The sequence below is a fragment of the Acidovorax sp. DW039 genome (assembly GCF_037101375.1).
GTDB lineage: Bacteria > Pseudomonadota > Gammaproteobacteria > Burkholderiales > Burkholderiaceae_C > Acidovorax.
In genome coordinates, this window is record NZ_AP029019.1 from 1019521 (window position 1) to 1037100 (window position 17580).

The following is a 17580-nucleotide window of genomic DNA, read 5'->3' on the forward strand; positions in this document are numbered from 1 at the left end:
TCGAGTTACATTCTAGGGCCTCACATAACAGGCGCCAGGCACACCGCCCTGGGGCCAAGCCACCCACCGATGGAGACTTCCATGCACCCAGTCGTAGCGCGCGTCACCGAGCGCATCATTCAACGCAGCGCAGACACCCGCGGCTCCTACCTTGCAGGCATCGACGCCATGATCGCCCGCAAGCCCGCCCAAGACCGCATGGGCTGCGCCAATCTGGCCCATGCCTACGCGGCGCTGCCGGGTTCCGACAAGTTCAAGGTCACCGTCGAGAAGGCCCCCAACATCGGCATCGTCACGGCCTACAACGACATGCTCTCGGCCCACCAGCCATACCAAGGCTACCCCGCCATTCTGCGTGACGAGGCCGCCAGGCAAGGTGCTACCGTGCAGGTGGCTGGCGGCGTGCCTGCCATGTGTGATGGCGTGACGCAGGGCACGCCCGGCATGGAGTTGTCGCTGTTCTCGCGCGATGCCATTGCCATGGCCACTGCGGTAGCGCTGTCCCATGATGTGTTTGACGGTGCACTGCTGCTGGGCGTGTGCGACAAGATCGTGCCCGGCCTGCTGATTGGCGCGCTGCACTACGGCCACTTGCCCTGCGTGTTTGTGCCTGCAGGCCCCATGGGCACGGGCCTGTCGAACAAAGACAAAGCCAAGGTGCGCGAGCAGTACGCACAAGGACTGGTGGGCCGTGACGAGCTGCTCAAGGCGGAGTCCGCCGCGTACCACAGCCCTGGCACTTGCACGTTTTACGGCACGGCCAACAGCAACCAGATGCTGCTGGAAGCCATGGGCCTGCATGTGCCCGGCGCGGCGTTTGAATCGCCCGGCACCGAGGCGCGCGAGGCCTTCACGCGCCAGGCGCTGCGCACCGTGCTCGATATCGGCAAGCGCGGCAACCGCTTCACCCCCATCGGCAAGCTGGTGGACGAGCGCTGCATCGTCAACGCCATGGTGGCCCTGCTGGCCACGGGCGGCTCCACCAACCACCTGATCCATTGGGTGGCCATTGCGCGCAGCGCAGGCATCCTGATCGACTGGACGGACTTTGACGAACTCTCGTCGGTGGTGCCGCTGCTGGCCCGCGTGTACCCCAACGGCGAGGCCGATGTGAACCAGTTCCAGGCTGCAGGCGGCCCCGCGTGGATCCTGCGCGAGCTGCTGGCCGGTGGTTTCATGCATGCGGATGTGATGAGCGTGAACGCCGGTGGCATTGCCGCAGGCGGGCAGGGCGCCCCGGCCCAGTCGGGCGACGAAAGCGTGCTGCGCCCGGTGTCCAAACCCTTCTCGCCCACGGGCGGCCTGCGCCTGCTGCAAGGCCGCCTGGGCCGTGCGGTGATCAAGGTGTCTGCCGTGCCGGAAGACCGCCACATCATCGAAGCCCCCGCCCGCGTATTTGATTCGCAAGAGGCGCTGCTTGCCGCCTTCAGCGCGGGCGAGGTGAACCAGGACATGGTGGCCGTGGTGCGCTTTCAGGGCCCGCAGGCCAACGGCATGCCCGAGCTGCACAAGCTCACCCCCCCGCTGGCGGTGCTGCAAAACCAGGGCTTCAAGGTGGCGTTGGTGACCGATGGGCGCATGAGCGGCGCATCCGGCAAGGTGCCTGCCGCCATCCATGTCACGCCCGAGGCGCTTGCCGGTGGCCCGCTGGCCAAGGTGCGCGATGGCGACATCGTGCGCGTTGATGCCGTGGCGGGCACGCTGGACGTGCTGGTCGATGAAGCCACCTGGGCTACCCGCACCCCCGCGCCTTACAGTGCCCCTTCGCAAACCGGCTTTGGCCGCGAACTCTTCGCCAACTTTCGCCGCCACGCTGGCGGTGCTGAACAAGGAGCCTGCACATGGCTGTAACCCCCGCTTCTACTCCCATGAATCCGCTGGACATCGCCAGTCATGGCCCCGTCATCCCCGTCATCGTGATCGACCGCGTGGAAGACGCGCTGCCCCTGGCCGAGGCCCTGCTGGCCGGTGGTGTGAAGGTGCTGGAGGTGACTCTGCGTACCGCAGCGGGCCTGCCCTCCATCGAAGCCATTGCGCGCCACCTGCCAGAAGCGGTGGTGGGCGTGGGCACGGTGCTCAATGCCGACGATGCCCGCCGTGCGAGCGAAGCCGGTGCGCGGTTTGCGGTGAGCCCTGGCTACACCTCGGAAGTGGGTAGTGCCTGCAAGGGCCTGAACCTGCCTTTGCTGCCGGGCGTGTCCACCTCCAGCGAGATCATGATGGCGCTGGCCGACGGGTTCTCGTTCCTCAAGCTTTTCCCGGCCGAGGCCGTGGGCGGCATCCCGCTGCTCAAGTCCTGGGTCAGCCCGTTCAGCCAGATCAGCTTTTGCCCCACGGGCGGCATTACCCCAGCCACGGCATCCAACTACCTGGCGCTGCCCAACGTGCGCTGCGTGGGCGGTTCGTGGCTCACACCCGCCGATGCGGTGAAGTCTGGCGACTGGGCGCGCATTACCCAACTGGCCAAAGACGCCCAGGCGTTGCGCGAATCGGTGTGATGCCTGCGTTGTGATATACGGAGAAATAGCCGCTAGCGCTTATGTAGCAAGCGCTAGCAGCTATCAAATTTGAAGTGCTTTGTTGATCAGCCTGAGGCTGATAGACCCGTTCACTGAGCGCAGTTGATGCGCCGTGCAGGTTTTGACAAACCTGTCCTGAGCTTGTTGAGGGCTCAACCCGAACAGATATTTCAAGTTCCACCAGTCAGGCTCCATAGCCCTTGGTGTGGATATGGGGGCTTATCTTGGCGTCATGCCGAACGCCGCCCGGTCAAGCCAGATCACGCCGCAAGCGCCCATATGAAAAAACCCCGCCGGTCTCGCAACCTGCGGGGTTTTTGCCATAAGGCGCGGCCTTTATGGCTGCCTTGCCGGATCGTGGCCAGCTTGGCAGCGAAAGGCCGTAGGCATTACATGCCCATGCCGCCCATGCCACCCATGCCACCCATGTCGGGCATGCCAGCAGCAGGTGCGTCGTCCTTTGGAGCCTCAGCCACCATGGCTTCGGTCGTCAGCAGCAGAGATGCCACGGAAGCGGCGTTCTGCAGAGCGGTACGGGTCACCTTGGTGGGGTCCAGGATACCCATTTCGATCATGTCGCCGTAGGTGTCGTTGGCAGCGTTGAAGCCGTAGTTGCCCTCGCCGTTCAGCACTGCGTTCACCACCACCGATGGCTCGCCACCGGCGTTGTAAACGATCTCGCGCAGAGGGGCTTCGATGGCCTTCAGGATCAGCTTCACGCCGGCGTCCTGGTCAGCGTTGTCACCCTTGATCTCGCCAGCCGCTTGGCGTGCGCGCAGCAGGGCCACGCCACCACCGGCCACGATGCCTTCTTCCACAGCAGCGCGGGTCGCGTGCAGGGCGTCTTCCACGCGGGCCTTCTTTTCCTTCATTTCGACTTCGGTCGCAGCGCCGACCTTGATCACTGCCACGCCGCCGGCCAGCTTGGCCACGCGCTCTTGCAGCTTTTCACGGTCGTAGTCGCTGGTCGCTTCTTCGATCTGGATGCGGATTTGCTTCACGCGGGCTTCGATGTCGGCAGCGGCACCAGCACCGTCGATGATGATGGTGTTTTCCTTGCCCACTTCGATACGCTTGGCTTGGCCCAGGTCGGCCAGGGTCACCTTCTCCAGGCTCAGGCCTACTTCTTCGGCGATGACCTTGCCGCCTGTCAGGATGGCGATGTCTTCCAGCATGGCCTTGCGACGGTCGCCGAAGCCAGGAGCCTTGACAGCCACAACCTTCAGGATGCCGCGAATGGTGTTGACCACCAGCGTAGCCAGGGCTTCGCCTTCGACTTCTTCAGCAATGATCAGCAGGGGACGGCCAGCCTTGGCAACTTGCTCCAGTGTGGGCAGCAGGTCGCGGATGTTGCTGATCTTCTTATCGAACAGCAGCACGAAGGGGTTGTCCAGCAGAGCAGCTTGCTTTTCTGGGTTGTTGATGAAGTAGGGCGACAGGTAGCCGCGGTCAAACTGCATGCCTTCCACAACATCCAGCTCGTTTTGCAGCGACTTGCCGTCTTCCACGGTGATCACGCCTTCCTTGCCGACCTTGTCCATGGCGTCAGCAATGATCTGGCCGATGGAAGCGTCAGAGTTGGCGGAGATCGAACCCACTTGGGCGATTTCCTTGGAAGTGGTGGTGGGCTTGGAAGCCTTCTTCAGCTCTTCCACCAGGGCAGCCACGGCCTTGTCGATACCGCGCTTCAGATCCATGGGGTTCAGACCTGCGGCCACGTACTTGGAGCCTTCGCGCACGATGGCTTGGGCCAGCACGGTAGCGGTGGTGGTGCCGTCACCAGCGTTGTCGCTGGTCTTGGAGGCCACTTCCTTCACGAGCTGGGCGCCCATGTTCTGCAGCTTGTCCTTCAGTTCGATTTCCTTGGCCACGGACACACCGTCCTTGGTCACGGTAGGGGCGCCGAACGAGCGCTCCAGCACCACGTTGCGGCCCTTGGGGCCCAGAGTCACCTTGACCGCATTGGCCAGGATGTTCACGCCTTCAACCATGCGAGCGCGGGCTTCGCCGCCGAAAACTACGTCTTTTGCTGCCATTTTGGAGCTCCTGAAAATATGATTCAAATTGGCTGCTAGCGCTTATCTGATGAGCGGAAGCAGCTATGAAAAAGTGAGTGAGTCAGAGGGGCGAGAATTACTTCTCGACCACTGCGAACAAATCGTCTTCTTTCATGACCAGCAGCTCATTGCCGTTGACCTTGACGGTCTGGCCCGAGTACTTGCCGAACAGAACGCGGTCACCGACCTTCACGTTCAGGGCGATCACATCACCCTTGTCATTCTTCTTGCCAGGACCCACAGCCAGCACTTCACCTTGGTCAGGCTTCTCAGCGGCGTTGTCAGGAATCACGATGCCGGAAGCCGTCGTGGTTTCGCTTTCGATGCGCTTGACAATCACGCGGTCGTGCAGAGGGCGAAGGTTCATTGCATTGCTCCTGTTTCAATAAAAAGCGGATGTACTCAGCGCCCGAATACCGGGCGCAACCATAAACTGCCATCAGGGAGTGTTAGCACTCGTCTGTGGTGAGTGCTAATGATAGGGCTGTCTGTGTCGATTTCAAGACACCGAACTGTGGCGAGGGCTAAATTTCTTTGCGGCTTGATACCTAAAAACAGTCAATAGCCTATGTCTGGCAATGCCAGGTAGCTACCAAAAAGATAGCGAGCCACAGTAGGGCGCTTTTCCTGGACGCGTTCGTTGTCAAGGCAACGGACACTCCAAGGCACTCAGAACCATTTTCACTATCACCTCTTCCGCCTTCTCAAAATCCTTGTCCGTCAGCGCTGGCTTGCCCAGCAGCAGGGCAAACTGGGCTTCCTGGTCGGCGTATGCCTGCGTGACGGACCAGATGATGAACATGAGGTGGGTGAAGTTGACGCGGGCGATGCGACCCTCTTTGGCCCAGCGTTCAAACGTACGCACTTCGGTTTTGAGCAGGGGGCCGACCCGCTCGGCGATGGCTTGGCCGTAGCGTGGGGCTCCTGCAATCACTTCTTTGGTGAACACCTTGGCACCTTGTGGGTGCTCACGCGAGTAGCGCAGCTTGGCGCGGATGTACTGCCGCAGGGCGGCTTGGGGGTCATCACTATGGGAGAGATCTTCCATGCCCGCCAGCCACTGGTTGAGCACATCGTCCAGCACGCGCTGGTACAGCGCCTCTTTGCTGGGAAAGTAATAGAGCAGGTTGTGGCGGCTGATGCCTGCGGCGGCGGCAATGTTCTCCAGCGAAGCGCCTTCGAATCCGAACTGGGAAAAGTGGCTTTCGGCCTCCTTCAGGATGCCTTGCTCCTTGAGCAGGCGGGAGGGCTTTGGGGGGCGCGCGGCGGGCTCTGATGAAGTAGCCGGGGTGGTGCGGTCGCTCTTGCGAGCGGGCGAGGCGGAGGGCTTGGAGGGCTTTCTTGTGGCTGTCATTGCACCATTGTGGAACAAGCTGTAACCCCAAAACCTGGCATGCGGTTTGCTGTAGGGATTTTACCAATTGGTAAATTTTTACCAGTAAGTAAATTGACCACAAGCCGAGCACCGTGTGGACCACCCGCAGGCATCGGCACAACGACCGAGGACCACGATGAACCCTCTGGAAATTGCCAACGCTGGCGCGCGGGGCTACGCCGCGTCGCTGGGTCATGTTGCCTTGCAGCACATGGCTGGCTTGAGCCTCTTTGGCCAGGCTCCTGCCGTCCGCCCAAACCACCCCCACCCACATCCCCACTTTCCGGAGGAATCCTGATGGACACCCCTGCAAGCCGCGCTTGCGGCATTCATGCTGCGCGTCTGAATCTCGCTGACTACGCCGTCAACTTTGGTGATGCCCACCCGCCGCTGAACCGGGCGCAGGCGCTGATCGAGGCGGAGCGTTGCTACTACTGCCATGACGCGCCCTGCGCTACCGCGTGTCCCACGGGGATCGACATTCCCTCGTTCATTCATCGCATCGCGCAGGACAACAACCGCGGTGCAGCGCGGGCTATTCTGGAAGCCAACCCGCTGGGGGGCATGTGCGCACGGGTTTGCCCCACCGAGGTGCTGTGCGAGCAGGCCTGCGTACGCAACACCAATGAAGACAAGCCGGTAGAGATTGGTGCACTGCAGCGCTACGCCACCGATGCCTTTTTTGCACGCCCCGGCGCGCCGCTGTTCCAGCGTGCTGCGCCCACGGGCAAGCGTGTGGCGGTGGTGGGCGCGGGCCCCGCAGGGCTGGCCTGCGCACATGGGCTGGCGGTGCGTGGACACGATGTGGTGCTGCTGGAAGCGCGCTCCAAGCTGGGCGGTCTGAATGAATACGGCCTTGCCAGCTACAAGACCACAAATGACTTTGCCCAGAAGGAGGTGCAGTGGCTGCTCTCCATCGGCGGTATTGAAGTGCGTACTGGGCAGCAACTGGGGCGCGACTTCACGCTCGACAGCTTGCTGGCCAGCTATGACGCGGTCTTCCTGGGGCTGGGCCTGCAGGGCGTCAACGCGTTGGGCATTGCCGAGCCGCAGGCGCAAGGGTTGCGCAATGCGGTGGACTTCATTGCCGAGCTGCGCCAGAGCACGGATCTTTCCGCCTTGCCCGTCGGGCGACGCGTGGTGGTGATTGGCGGAGGCATGACAGCGGTGGACGCCGCGGTGCAGTCGCGCAAGCTGGGCGCTGAAGAGGTGACCATCGTCTACCGCCGGGGGGCAGATGCAATGTCTGCATCGACGGTGGAGCAGCAATGGGCGCAAACCAACGGTGTGACCATTCGCCACTGGGCAGCGCCTAAAGAGGTGCTGTGCGAAAACGGTGCAGTGACCGGCATGCGCTTTGCCGTGACTGCGCCAGACGCCTCTGGCAAGTTGACCGAGACCGGGGAGTTTTTCACCCTGGCCGCCGACATGGTGCTCAAGGCCATTGGGCAGACCTATGTGGCAGAGCCTGCAGGCAAGGCGATCACTCTGGAGGCGGGGCGCATTTGCACGGATGAAGCAGGCCGCACCAGCGTGGCGCGTGTGTGGGCCGGTGGTGACTGCCGCGCAGGCGGGCGAGACCTGACGGTGGAGGCGGTGGAGCACGGCAAGGTGGCCGCCATCTCCATCCATGAAGCGCTGACTGCTCCTGTGGCCATGGCGGCCTGAAGCACTGGCGACACCACCCACATCCACGAACACAAGGGAGCCTCCCATGGCAGACATTCGCAGCAATTTTTTGGGCATCCACAGCCCCAACCCCTTCTGGCTGGCCTCCGCGCCGCCTACCGACAAAGAGATCAACGTGACCCGCGCCTTTGAGGCAGGTTGGGGTGGCGTGGTGTGGAAGACACTGGGTGAAGACCCACCGGTCGTCAACGTCAGTGGCCCGCGCTACTCCACGCTCATGTCGCAAGACCGCCGCGTGATCGGCCTGAACAACATCGAGCTGATCACCGATCGCCCCCTTCAGACCAACCTGGAAGAGATTGCACGCGTCAAGCGCAACTGGCCCGACCGCGCCATGATCGTCTCGCTCATGGTGCCTTGCGTGGAAGAAAGCTGGAAGCGCATCCTGCCCATGGTGGAAGACACCGGTGCCGATGGCATTGAGCTGAACTTCGGCTGCCCGCACGGGATGAGCGAGCGCGGCATGGGTGCCGCCGTAGGGCAGGTGCCCGAATACATCCAGATGGTGACGGCCTGGTGCAAGCACTACAGCAAGCTGCCGGTGATCGTGAAGCTCACGCCCAACATCACCGACGTGCGTCACCCGGCGCGTGCGGCCAAGGCGGGCGGGGCCGATGCGGTGTCGCTCATCAACACCATCAACTCCATCATGGGCGTGGACCTGGACCGCATGGTGATGAGCCCGAGCACCGACGGCTGGGGCTCGCACGGCGGCTACTGCGGCCCAGCCGTCAAGCCCATTGCGCTGAACATGGTGGCCGAGATCGCGCGAGACGCGCAGACCGCCGGGCTGCCCATCAGCGGCATTGGCGGGGTGACCACCTGGCGCGATGCGGCTGAGTACATCGCGCTGGGCTGCGGCACGGTGCAGGTGTGCACCGCCGCCATGGTCTATGGTTTCAAGATCGTGCAGGACATGTGCGACGGCTTGTCCAACTTCATGGACGAGCACGGCTATGCCACGCTCGACGACTTTAAGGGCCAGGCCGTACCCACTGTGAAGGACTGGAAAAACCTGAACCTCAACCACGTGGATAAGGCCGTCATCAACCAGGACGCCTGCATCCAGTGCGGCCGCTGCCATGTGGTGTGCGAAGACACATCGCATCAGGCCATCACCTTCAGCAAGGAAGGCGGTGTGCGCAAGTTTGAGGTGAATGAGGCCGAGTGCGTGGGTTGCAACCTGTGCGTGTCGATCTGCCCTGTGCCCGAGTGCATCACCATGCGCAGCCTGGAGCCGGGCGAGGTGGACCAGCGCACCGGAACCCCCGTGTCTGCCGAGTACGCGAACTGGACGACACACCCCAACAACCCGCAGCGCGTGGCCGCTTGATCTGGCTCGAAGATGTGCAGCGGAAGGGCCTGCTGTGAGGACTTTTCTCCGTTCTCTCGGGTGTGCTTCTTGCGTCGCAACGTCTGGCCCCAAGGCTTCCTTGCCCGGCGCTGGTGCATGTCCCCTGCGTTGGGCAATGCATTGGCCGGGATGTGTGCAATACCGATGAGGTTTCTGACAGGAGTACCGGAATGATGAACAGTTCCAGTGGCACCGCTTCCATGGGCGTGCCCGCGTCTGCATCCAGCGACCAGACGCTGGCCAACGAAGACCTGCTACCCACCACCGCAGCCCAGCGCCATTGGGGCTGGAAGGACTTTGCGGCCCTGTGGGTGGGCATGGTGGTTTGCGTGCCCACCTACACCATGGCCAGCTCGATGCTGGACCAGGGATTTTCCTGGCAAATGGCGGTATGGCTGGTGTTTGTGGCCAACTGCATTGTGCTGGTGCCCATGCTGCTGATCGGGCGTGTGGGGCCCAAGCACGGCATTCCTTTCCCCGTGCTGGCGCGGGCCTCGTTTGGTGTCAAAGGGGCCAACCTGCCTGCGGTGCTGCGCGGGCTGGTGGCTTGCGGATGGTTCTCCATCAACTGCTACTTTGGTGCCCTGGCACTGCACGGGTTTCTCAACATCCTTGGCATGGGGCTGGCGGGGCCTGCGCAGGGCGAGACCATCAGCACCTCGCAGTTCGTGTGCTTCCTTGCCTTCTGGGCGGTGCACATCTGGTTCATCTGGAAGGGGCCTGAATCCATCCGCAAACTGGAAGTGATTGCCGCGCCGTTGATGATTGCAGCGTCTGTGCTTCTGGTGGTGGTGCTGATGGTGAAGGTGCCCTCAGGCCAGCTGTTCAACCTGCCCGCCAAGGTGGTGGAGGGTGGCCCCAAAACCTGGGCAGCCCTGACCGGGCTTGTGGGCTTCTGGGCCACGCTGGCGCTCAACATTCCTGACTTCACCCGTTTCGCCAAGTCGCAAAAAGACCAGGTGCTGGGCCAGGCTGTAGGCTTGCCCATTCCCATGGCGCTGTTCTCCATGGTGGGGGTGATTGGCTTCTCGGCTTCGGCCATTCTGTATGGCAAGGCGCAGCTGTTCCCGGATGGCCTGCTCACGCAGATGGGCAGTGTGGCTTCCGGCCTGGGGCTGCTGGTGATCTTGCTGGCCAACCTCACCACCAATGTGGCTGCCAACCTGGTGTCTCCCTCGTATGACTTCAGCCAGTGCGCGCCTAGCAAGGTGAGTTTTCGCATGGGTGGGCTGATTGCTGCGCTGATCGGCCTGGTATTCATGCCCTGGAAGTTGCTCGCCACCTCGGGCGGCTATCTGTTCACCTGGCTGGGCGGCTACGGCACGCTGCTGGGGGCGATTGCGGGCGTGCTGCTGGTGGACTACTACCTGGTGCGCAAGACGGAGCTGAAGGTCAACGACCTGTACCGCCGGGGCGGTGAGTACGAGTACAGCAACGGCTGGAATGTGCATGCCCTTGTGGGCTTCTTCCTTGGCGTGTTGCCTTGCCTGCCTGGCTACCTTGCCGTGTCGGGCGTCATCGACAAGGCCTCTGTGCCGGGGCTGCTGCTGGGTCTGTTCGACTTTGGCTGGTTCTTCAGTTTGGCCGTGTCGGGCACCTATTACTACCTGACGGCCAAGAAGCGCTGAGCGCGGGCAACCCCCTTTATCTCTAACTCCCTCCAAATCACTCCAACCCACAAGGAGACTCCATGAGCCAAGCCCTGCTGATCCGTGGTGGCACCGTGGTCAACGCCGACTGCGAAACCCGTGCCGATGTGTTGTGCGTCAATGGCACCATTGCCGCCGTGGGCTCGCAGGCCGCGGCCCAGGCCCCTGCAGGTGCGCAGGTGCTTGACGCCAGCGGCCAGTACGTGCTGCCCGGCGGCATCGACCCGCACACCCACATGCAGCTGCCGTTCATGGGCACCGTCACCATGGATGACTTCTTCACCGGCACGGCCGCCGCGCTGGCGGGGGGCACCACGAGCATCATCGACTTCGTGATCCCCGACCCGCAGGAGCCGCTGATGGACGCCTACCGCAAGTGGCGCGGCTGGGCCGAAAAATCGGCGGCCGACTATTCCTTCCACGTCGCCGTCACTTGGTGGAGCGAGCAGGTGCGTGCCGACATGGGCACGCTGGTGCAGGAGGAGGGCGTGAACAGCTTCAAGCACTTCATGGCCTACAAGAACGCCATCATGTGCGATGACGAAACGCTGGTGAACAGCTTCAAGCGCGCACTCGAACTCGGGGCCATGCCCACGGTGCATGCCGAAAACGGCGAGCTGGTCTACCTGCTGCAGCAGGAGGTCGCCAAGATGGGCATCACCGGCCCCGAGGGCCACCCGCTCTCGCGCCCGCCCATGGTCGAGGCCGAGGCTGCCAACCGCGCCATCGCGATTGCCGATGTACTGGGCGTGCCCATCTACGTGGTGCACGTGAGCTGCATGGAATCGGCCGACGCCATTGCCCGTGCCCGCGCACGTGGCCAGCGTGTGTACGGCGAGGTGCTGGCGGGGCACCTGCTGGTGGACGACAGCGTGTACCGCGACCCCGACTTTGCCAAAGCCGCCGCCTATGTGATGAGCCCACCCTTCCGTCCCAAGGGTCACCAGGAGGCGCTGTGGCGCGGCCTGCAGTCGGGCCAGCTGCACACCACGGCGACGGACCACTGCACCTTCTGCGCCGCGCAAAAGGCCATGGGCAAAGAGAACTTTGCCAAGATCCCCAACGGCACCGGCGGCGTGGAAGAGCGCATGGCCGCGTTGTGGGACGGCGGCGTAAACACCGGGCGCCTCACGCCCAGCGAGTTCGTGGCCATCACGTCGGCCAACGCCGCCAAGCTGTTCAACATCTACCCGCGCAAGGGTTTCATTGGCGAAGGTGCAGATGCCGATCTGGTGCTGTGGGACCCACAAGGCACCAAGACCTTCTCGGCCAAGACGCAGTTCAGCAAGGGCGACTTCAACATCTTTGAAGGCCGTACCGTGCGCGGCATCCCCAGCCACACCGTCAGCCAGGGCCGCGTGGTGTTTGCCAACGGCGACCTGCGCGCCGAGCAGGGCAAGGGCCGCTACATCAAGCGCCCCGCGTTTGGTGCCAACTTCCAAGCGGTGCAGAAGCGCGCGCAGGACCTGGCCCCCACCGCAGTGGCGCGCTAACCGCTGCAATGCATCCGGAGAACACTATGGACACCCAAGTCAAACCCAACATCGAGAACCTGCGCATCAACGGCCAGCGCCTGTGGGATTCGCTCATGGAGCTGGCGCAAATCGGCGGCACCCCCAAGGGGGGCGTGTGCCGCCTGACGCTCACGGACCTGGACAAGCAGGGCCGCGATCTCGTTTTGGGCTGGGCCCGCGAAGCGGGTATGAGCGTCACCATCGACAAGATCGGCAACGCCTTCATGCGCCGCCCCGGCCGCAACAACAGCCTGCCGCCCATCATGACGGGCAGCCACATCGACACCCAGCCCACGGGCGGCAAGTTTGACGGCAACTACGGCGTGCTCGCGGGCATCGAGGTGGTGCGCACGCTCAACGACCATGGCATCGAAACGGAAGCGCCCATTGAGGTGGCGTTCTGGACCAACGAAGAAGGATCGCGCTTTGTGCCCGTGATGATGGGCTCGGGCGTGTTTGCCAAAGCCTTCACGCTGGAGCACGCTTATGCCGCCACCGACACCGAAGGCAAGACGGTGAAGGGCGAGCTGGAGCGCATCGGCTACATCGGCGACCAGGAGCCCGGTGACCACCCCATCGGCGCCTACTTTGAGACCCACATCGAGCAAGGCCCGGTGCTGGAGGACAACGACAAGACCATTGGCGTGGTGGAAGGCGTGCTCGGCATCCGCTGGTTTGACTGCACCGTGATCGGCATGGAAGCCCACGCAGGCCCCACGCCCATGGGGCTGCGCAAGGACGCGATGCTGGCCGCCACGCGCATCATGCAAGACGTGGTGGCAGCCGCCCACCGCCACCCGCCGCACGGCCGGGGCACCGTGGGCATGGTGCAGGTGTTCCCCAACAGCCGCAATGTGATTCCGGGCCGGGTCAAGTTCAGCATTGACCTGCGCAACAGCACCGACGCGCTGGTGGACCAGATGGCCGCCGAGGTCAAAGCCTTTGCCGACCAGGTGGCCAAGGAGCACGGCGTGCAGGTGCAGATTGATCTGGTCTCCAGCTACCCTGCGCAGCAGTTCCATGCTGAATGCGTAGAGGCAGTGGGCCGGGCGGCTGCCAAGCTGGGCTACAGCCACATGCCTGCTGTGTCGGGCGCGGGGCACGACGCTGTGTACATGGCCAAGCTTGCGCCCAGCGGCATGATCTTCATCCCCTGCAAGGACGGCATCAGCCACAACGAGATCGAGGATGCCAGCCCCGAGCACATCACCGCCGGGTGCAACGTGCTGCTGCATGCGATGCTGGAGCGTGCGGGCGCTGCTTGAGCGTCGTCTGAGTTTGCTCTGCTTTTGATAGCTGCTTGCGCTTTACAGACGGGCGCAAGCGCTGCTTTTATCTCTGGGTGCGTGCGCAGACTTAGCCCACACCGTGCGAATTGACATGTTGTTCACTTTCTTGCCCGTCGCGAGGGGCTGAAGGTGGCCGCCTTGATCACCAGGACTGCGTAGGTAGTGGTCCTCTGTGGTGGTCAAAAAGTGCATGGAAAAATCCGCGACTTATGAGAGTATGTAAGAGCCTGTAACCAGGTTCATTCCTCTCCCGCCTGTTTTTCCCCGCGTTTTCTCCATGCCCCGTCTGCTCTGTCTGTCTGCCTTGCCAGGTGTCTTTGTCTTTGCCCACCTGCCTGGCGGGCTGGCATGAAGGCGCTCGGGATGTCGTTTCCTCTTCCCGCCCAGTCAGAGCCAGTATCTGACGTCGCAGAGCTGGACAACCTGGCAGAGCGCACGCGCCGCTATGCCGCGCTCGACTGGATCTCTCGCCCCGTGTGGGTTTTTGATATTGACCACAAGCGGGTGTATTGGGCCAATGCCGCTGCGCTGTCGGTGTGGAATGCGCTGACCTTGCAGGAGCTTTGCACGCGGGACATGGGCCGAGACATGTCCGATTCCGTAGCGCAGCGCTTGGTCCAGTACCAAAGCGATTTCATCGCCAAGGGCGCCCAGTTCAACGAGCAGTGGACGGTGTACCCCGCCGGGGTGCCGGTGTCGCTCAACGTGCGCTTCAGTGGCCACCGCTTGCCGGATGGGCGCATGTGCATGCTGTGCGAGGCCGAGCCCGTGGGCAGTGTGGCTCCGGCATCCCTGCGCTCGGTCGAGGCGCTGCTGCACACCGCAGTCATGATCACCCTGTACGGCCAGGATGGGCACGCTCTCTATCGCAACCCCGCAGCCCGTGCGGCAGTCTGCAACCCCGATGAGCGCCTGGAAGAGCGAGTGGGAGATGCAGCAGCCTATGCGCAGCTGTGCTCCAGCCTGCAAGAGCGTGGCGTGGGCACCCTTACCTTGTCGGTGGCCACCCCGGCAGGCCGCCGCTGGCACGAGCTTTCGGCCCGCCAGTGCCGTGATGCTGTCACTGGCCAGGACGCACTGCTGGTGAGCGAGGCCGACATCAGCGCCATCAAGCGCACCGAGGAGCGCGCCAACTTCCAGGCCTTGCACGATGCCCTGACCGGCTTGCCCAACCGCACGCATTTCATGCAGCGGTTCTCATGGGCGGTGTCGCAAGCTCAGGCCCAGGGGCAGGAGGTGGCCCTGCTGTTCATTGATCTGGACCACTTCAAGGATGTGAACGACACACTGGGCCACGCCGCGGGCGACCAGTTGCTGGTGACCATGGCCCAGCGCCTGCGCCACGCCAAGCATGGCAACGATGTGGTGGCCCGTTGGGGTGGTGACGAGTTTCTGGTGCTGGTCATGTCGCCCAACATCCGGGACGATCTGGCCGCCCTGCACGAACGCATTTCTTTTGCCGTGTCCACGCCGGTTCGCGTTGCCGATTCCGATGTGCGCGTCACCCCCAGCATCGGCGTAGCCTTGTATCCGCGCGATGGGGACACCATCGAGATCCTGCTGCGTAACGCAGACTTGGCCATGTACGCAGCCAAAGAGCGGGGGCGCGACACACTGGCCTTTTTTGACGAGCAGATGGCCCAGACCGTGCGCAGCCGCACCGAGCTGGAAGCCGAGTTGCGCCACGCGCTGGAACGCCAGCAGTTTGAAGTGTTCTACCAGCCGCGGGTGGATGCCGCCACCAACACCATCATGGCGGTGGAAGCCCTGGTGCGCTGGCAGCACCCGCGCCTGGGCGTGGTGTCGCCAGAGCATTTCATCCCCTTGTGCGAGAGCACTGGCCTGATCCGGCAACTGGGGTTGTGGGTGTTTGCGCGTGCGGCGCAGCAGCAGGTGGCGTGGGCGGCGCAGGGTTTTGATCTGATGGTGTCAGTCAATCTCTCGGCCCGCCAGTTCATGCACCCCGAACTGCTGAACGACCTGCAGCGCGCCCTGCAGCAGGCCGGTGCAGACCCTTCGCGGCTGGAGGTGGAAATCACCGAATCCATGCTGCTGGGGCACGACCCGCGCCAACTGGAGCTGGTGAAGGCCATCACGGCCATGGGGCTGTCGATTGCGCTGGACGACTTTGGCACCGGGTATTCCAACCTTGCTTACCTGCAGCGCTTTCCCATCCACACCCTCAAGATCGACAAGACCTTCATCCAGGGCTCGGACGCCAACCGCTCCCTTGCTGCGCTGATCGTGCAGATCTGCAAGCTGATGAAGCTCACCGCCGTGGCTGAAGGCGTGGAGACGCAGGAGCAGCTGGACTGGCTCGTCCAGCACGGCATCGACCAGTACCAGGGCTATCTGTATTCGCGGCCCTTGCCGGTGGATGAGTTCACGGCCTGGCTGCGTCAAGAGGTGCAATAAAGGCCTGTTCACAGGCGGCTTGCTTGGCTGAAAAAGTCTTTTCGCCTCGCAGCCGGACCTCGGTGATGGAAAGTGTTTTATTTCGGCCTTCGAAAACAGCCGGAGTGTGGGTGCTTACCATGTGTTGACGATTTCTGCGTGTATCGTGTTGTAACTTCTGCATATTGATCGAGGTCACGCAAACATGAAATTGAAAACGCGAATTCTCTGGCTTTGCGCGGCCACCCTGCTGGGGCTGGTGGTGTTGTCTGCCGTGGCGGCCACCACGTTGTACCGATCCATGATGGCTGAGCGACGCGCGCAGTTGTCCAACCTGGTCGTGCTGGCCCACGCTGCAGCCCAGAAGGCGTATGACAAGGAAAAGAGCGGAGCCTTGTCGCGCGATGCCGCCCTCCAGGAAGCCAAAAGCGCCATCGGCAGCTTTGTGGAAAAGGACAAGTATTTCTTTGTGCGCGGCTACTCGGACGATGTGAACTACGTTCACCCCAACCCCAAGCGCATTGGCATCGTGGATGAAAAGGGCGGCAAAGAGGCGGGTGTGCGCTATCGCGCTTCCTTGCAGGGCACCACGGTGGGTTTCGTCACTGCGCCTGGCACCCGGCCCGGGGCCAAGGAGCCTGTCGACAAGCTGTACGCCGTGATCAAGTTTGAACCTTGGGACTGGATCATCGGCTTCGGCGACTATGTGGATGACATTGAAACTGCCTTCTGGCGCAACACGGCCATTCTGCTTTCCATCGGCGCCGTGTTGATGCTGGTGATTGCCATGATGGCCTGGCAGATGCTGCGCACCTTGGTCCACCAGCTGGGTGGCGAGCCGCAATACGCCGCCGAGGTGGTCAGCCAGATTGCAGATGGCAACCTGGCCGTGGATGTGCAGACCTTGCCGGGCGATAGCACCAGCATTCTTCATGCGATTCGCACCATGCGCGACAACCTGGCGCATCTGGTGGGCCAGGTGCGCGACAGTACCGATTCGATTACGACGGCTTCTGCTGAAATTGCAGCAGGCAACAGCGATCTGTCTGCCCGCACCGAATCCCAAGCCAGCGCCTTGCAGCAGACAGCCGCCTCCATGGAGCAGCTCACATCCACCGTGCAGCAGAACGCTGCCAACGCCCGACAGGCCGATGAGCTGGCACGCGCCGCTTCAGACATGGCCGTGCGGGGCGGTGAGGTCGTGCACGAAGTGGTGGGCACGATGGACTCCATCGAGCAGTCTTCCCGCAAGATTGTGGACATCATCAGCGTGATTGACGGCATTGCCTTCCAGACCAATATCCTGGCCTTGAACGCTGCGGTGGAAGCTGCGCGGGCCGGTGAGCAAGGGCGGGGCTTTGCGGTGGTGGCGAGCGAAGTGCGTGGCCTGGCACAGCGCAGTGCAGAGGCCGCCAAGGAGATCAAGGCACTGATCGATGACTCCGTGGCCAAGGTCGGCGTGGGCACGCAGCTGGTGGAGCGCGCAGGCACCACCATGGGCGAAGTGGTCAATGGCGTCAAGAGCGTGACGGCCATGGTGGCGCAGATCAGTGCCGCCAGCAGCGAACAAAGTGCAGGCATTGCCCAAGTGAACCAGGCAGTCACGCAAATGGACCAGGGCACGCAGCAGAACGCCGCGCTGGTGGAAGAGGCCCTGGCCGCAGCACAGTCATTGAGCCAGCAGGCTGTGGCGTTGTCTCAGGTGGTGAGCAAGTTCAGAGTGGCGTGAGCTGGGTCTCC

At 62.9% G+C, this 17580-nt stretch carries 13 protein-coding genes; 10 read left to right on the top strand and 3 right to left on the bottom strand.

Annotated elements, in window-relative coordinates:
- Window positions 1–81: 81 nt before the first annotated feature.
- Both edd and eda read left to right on the top strand, forming a co-directional pair.
- Window positions 82–1851 (top strand): phosphogluconate dehydratase, encoded by a 1770-nt coding sequence (edd, locus tag AACH87_RS04580; protein ID WP_338797566.1) that lies wholly within the window; start codon window positions 82–84, stop codon window positions 1849–1851.
- Window positions 1842–2498, top strand: coding sequence for a bifunctional 4-hydroxy-2-oxoglutarate aldolase/2-dehydro-3-deoxy-phosphogluconate aldolase (eda, locus tag AACH87_RS04585; protein WP_338797567.1), 657 nt, complete (start codon window positions 1842–1844; stop codon window positions 2496–2498). The genes edd and eda overlap by 10 nt, the downstream gene beginning before the upstream one ends.
- Before the next feature lie 410 nt (window positions 2499–2908).
- On the opposite strand, the gene groL is transcribed toward eda, so the two are convergent.
- The 3 genes from groL to AACH87_RS04600 form a co-directional block, all read right to left on the bottom strand.
- Window positions 2909–4555, bottom strand: coding sequence for a chaperonin GroEL (groL, locus tag AACH87_RS04590; protein WP_338797568.1), 1647 nt, complete (start codon window positions 4553–4555; stop codon window positions 2909–2911).
- Window positions 4556–4652: 97 nt separating this feature from the next.
- Window positions 4653–4943 carry a co-chaperone GroES gene (locus AACH87_RS04595; RefSeq protein ID WP_338797569.1) on the bottom strand — a complete coding sequence of 97 codons (291 nt, stop codon included), beginning with the start codon at window positions 4941–4943 and terminating at the stop codon, window positions 4653–4655.
- 276 nt (window positions 4944–5219) lie between these two features.
- Complete coding sequence (locus tag AACH87_RS04600) at window positions 5220–5930, bottom strand: TetR/AcrR family transcriptional regulator (protein WP_338797570.1); 711 nt, start codon at window positions 5928–5930, stop codon at window positions 5220–5222.
- 157 nt (window positions 5931–6087) lie between these two features.
- Between AACH87_RS04600 and AACH87_RS04605 the strand changes: the two genes are divergently transcribed.
- The 8 genes from AACH87_RS04605 to AACH87_RS04640 all read left to right on the top strand — a co-directional run bounded on the left by AACH87_RS04605 (window position 6088) and on the right by AACH87_RS04640 (window position 17569).
- Window positions 6088–6249, top strand: coding sequence for a hypothetical protein (locus tag AACH87_RS04605; protein ID WP_338797571.1), 162 nt, complete (start codon window positions 6088–6090; stop codon window positions 6247–6249).
- A complete protein-coding gene (locus AACH87_RS04610; protein WP_338797572.1) occupies window positions 6249–7619 on the top strand; it encodes an NAD(P)-dependent oxidoreductase in 1371 nt (456 codons plus the stop codon). Before AACH87_RS04605 ends, AACH87_RS04610 begins: the two co-directional genes overlap by 1 nt.
- Before the next feature lie 46 nt (window positions 7620–7665).
- A complete protein-coding gene (gene preA, locus AACH87_RS04615; protein WP_338797573.1) occupies window positions 7666–8973 on the top strand; it encodes an NAD-dependent dihydropyrimidine dehydrogenase subunit PreA in 1308 nt (435 codons plus the stop codon).
- A gap of 194 nt (window positions 8974–9167) precedes the next feature.
- A complete protein-coding gene (locus AACH87_RS04620) occupies window positions 9168–10622 on the top strand; it encodes an NCS1 family nucleobase:cation symporter-1 (protein ID WP_338798851.1) in 1455 nt (484 codons plus the stop codon).
- A 62-nt stretch (window positions 10623–10684) separates the two neighbouring features.
- The gene (gene hydA, locus AACH87_RS04625) at window positions 10685–12136 is read left to right on the top strand and encodes a dihydropyrimidinase (RefSeq protein WP_338797575.1); all 1452 of its coding nucleotides are present in this window, start codon (window positions 10685–10687) and stop codon (window positions 12134–12136) included.
- A gap of 26 nt (window positions 12137–12162) precedes the next feature.
- Complete coding sequence (locus AACH87_RS04630; RefSeq protein ID WP_338797577.1) at window positions 12163–13422, top strand: Zn-dependent hydrolase; 1260 nt, start codon at window positions 12163–12165, stop codon at window positions 13420–13422.
- 387 nt (window positions 13423–13809) lie between these two features.
- Window positions 13810–15861, top strand: a complete 2052-nt coding sequence (locus AACH87_RS04635; protein ID WP_338797578.1) for an EAL domain-containing protein — start codon at window positions 13810–13812, stop codon at window positions 15859–15861.
- 184 nt (window positions 15862–16045) lie between these two features.
- On the top strand, window positions 16046–17569 hold the full coding sequence (locus AACH87_RS04640) for a methyl-accepting chemotaxis protein (protein ID WP_338797579.1): 1524 nt from the start codon (window positions 16046–16048) through the stop codon (window positions 17567–17569).
- The last annotated feature ends 11 nt before the right edge of the window (window positions 17570–17580 follow it).

Excerpts from the sequence above, each read along its gene's own strand:
- AACH87_RS04600 (WP_338797570.1), bottom strand. The coding sequence starts at position 5,930 with ATGACAGCCACAAGAAAGCCCTCCAAGCCCTCCGCCTCGCCCGCTCGC.
- eda (WP_338797567.1), top strand. The coding sequence starts at position 1,842 with ATGGCTGTAACCCCCGCTTCTACTCCCATGAATCCGCTGGACATCGCC.
- hydA (WP_338797575.1), top strand. The coding sequence starts at position 10,685 with ATGAGCCAAGCCCTGCTGATCCGTGGTGGCACCGTGGTCAACGCCGAC.
- AACH87_RS04640 (WP_338797579.1), top strand. The coding sequence starts at position 16,046 with ATGAAATTGAAAACGCGAATTCTCTGGCTTTGCGCGGCCACCCTGCTG.
- AACH87_RS04630 (WP_338797577.1), top strand. The coding sequence starts at position 12,163 with ATGGACACCCAAGTCAAACCCAACATCGAGAACCTGCGCATCAACGGC.
- groL (WP_338797568.1), bottom strand. The coding sequence starts at position 4,555 with ATGGCAGCAAAAGACGTAGTTTTCGGCGGCGAAGCCCGCGCTCGCATG.
- AACH87_RS04605 (WP_338797571.1), top strand. The coding sequence starts at position 6,088 with ATGAACCCTCTGGAAATTGCCAACGCTGGCGCGCGGGGCTACGCCGCG.
- AACH87_RS04620 (WP_338798851.1), top strand. The coding sequence starts at position 9,168 with ATGAACAGTTCCAGTGGCACCGCTTCCATGGGCGTGCCCGCGTCTGCA.
- AACH87_RS04635 (WP_338797578.1), top strand. The coding sequence starts at position 13,810 with ATGTCGTTTCCTCTTCCCGCCCAGTCAGAGCCAGTATCTGACGTCGCA.
- AACH87_RS04595 (WP_338797569.1), bottom strand. The coding sequence starts at position 4,943 with ATGAACCTTCGCCCTCTGCACGACCGCGTGATTGTCAAGCGCATCGAA.
- preA (WP_338797573.1), top strand. The coding sequence starts at position 7,666 with ATGGCAGACATTCGCAGCAATTTTTTGGGCATCCACAGCCCCAACCCC.
- edd (WP_338797566.1), top strand. The coding sequence starts at position 82 with ATGCACCCAGTCGTAGCGCGCGTCACCGAGCGCATCATTCAACGCAGC.
- AACH87_RS04610 (WP_338797572.1), top strand. The coding sequence starts at position 6,249 with ATGGACACCCCTGCAAGCCGCGCTTGCGGCATTCATGCTGCGCGTCTG.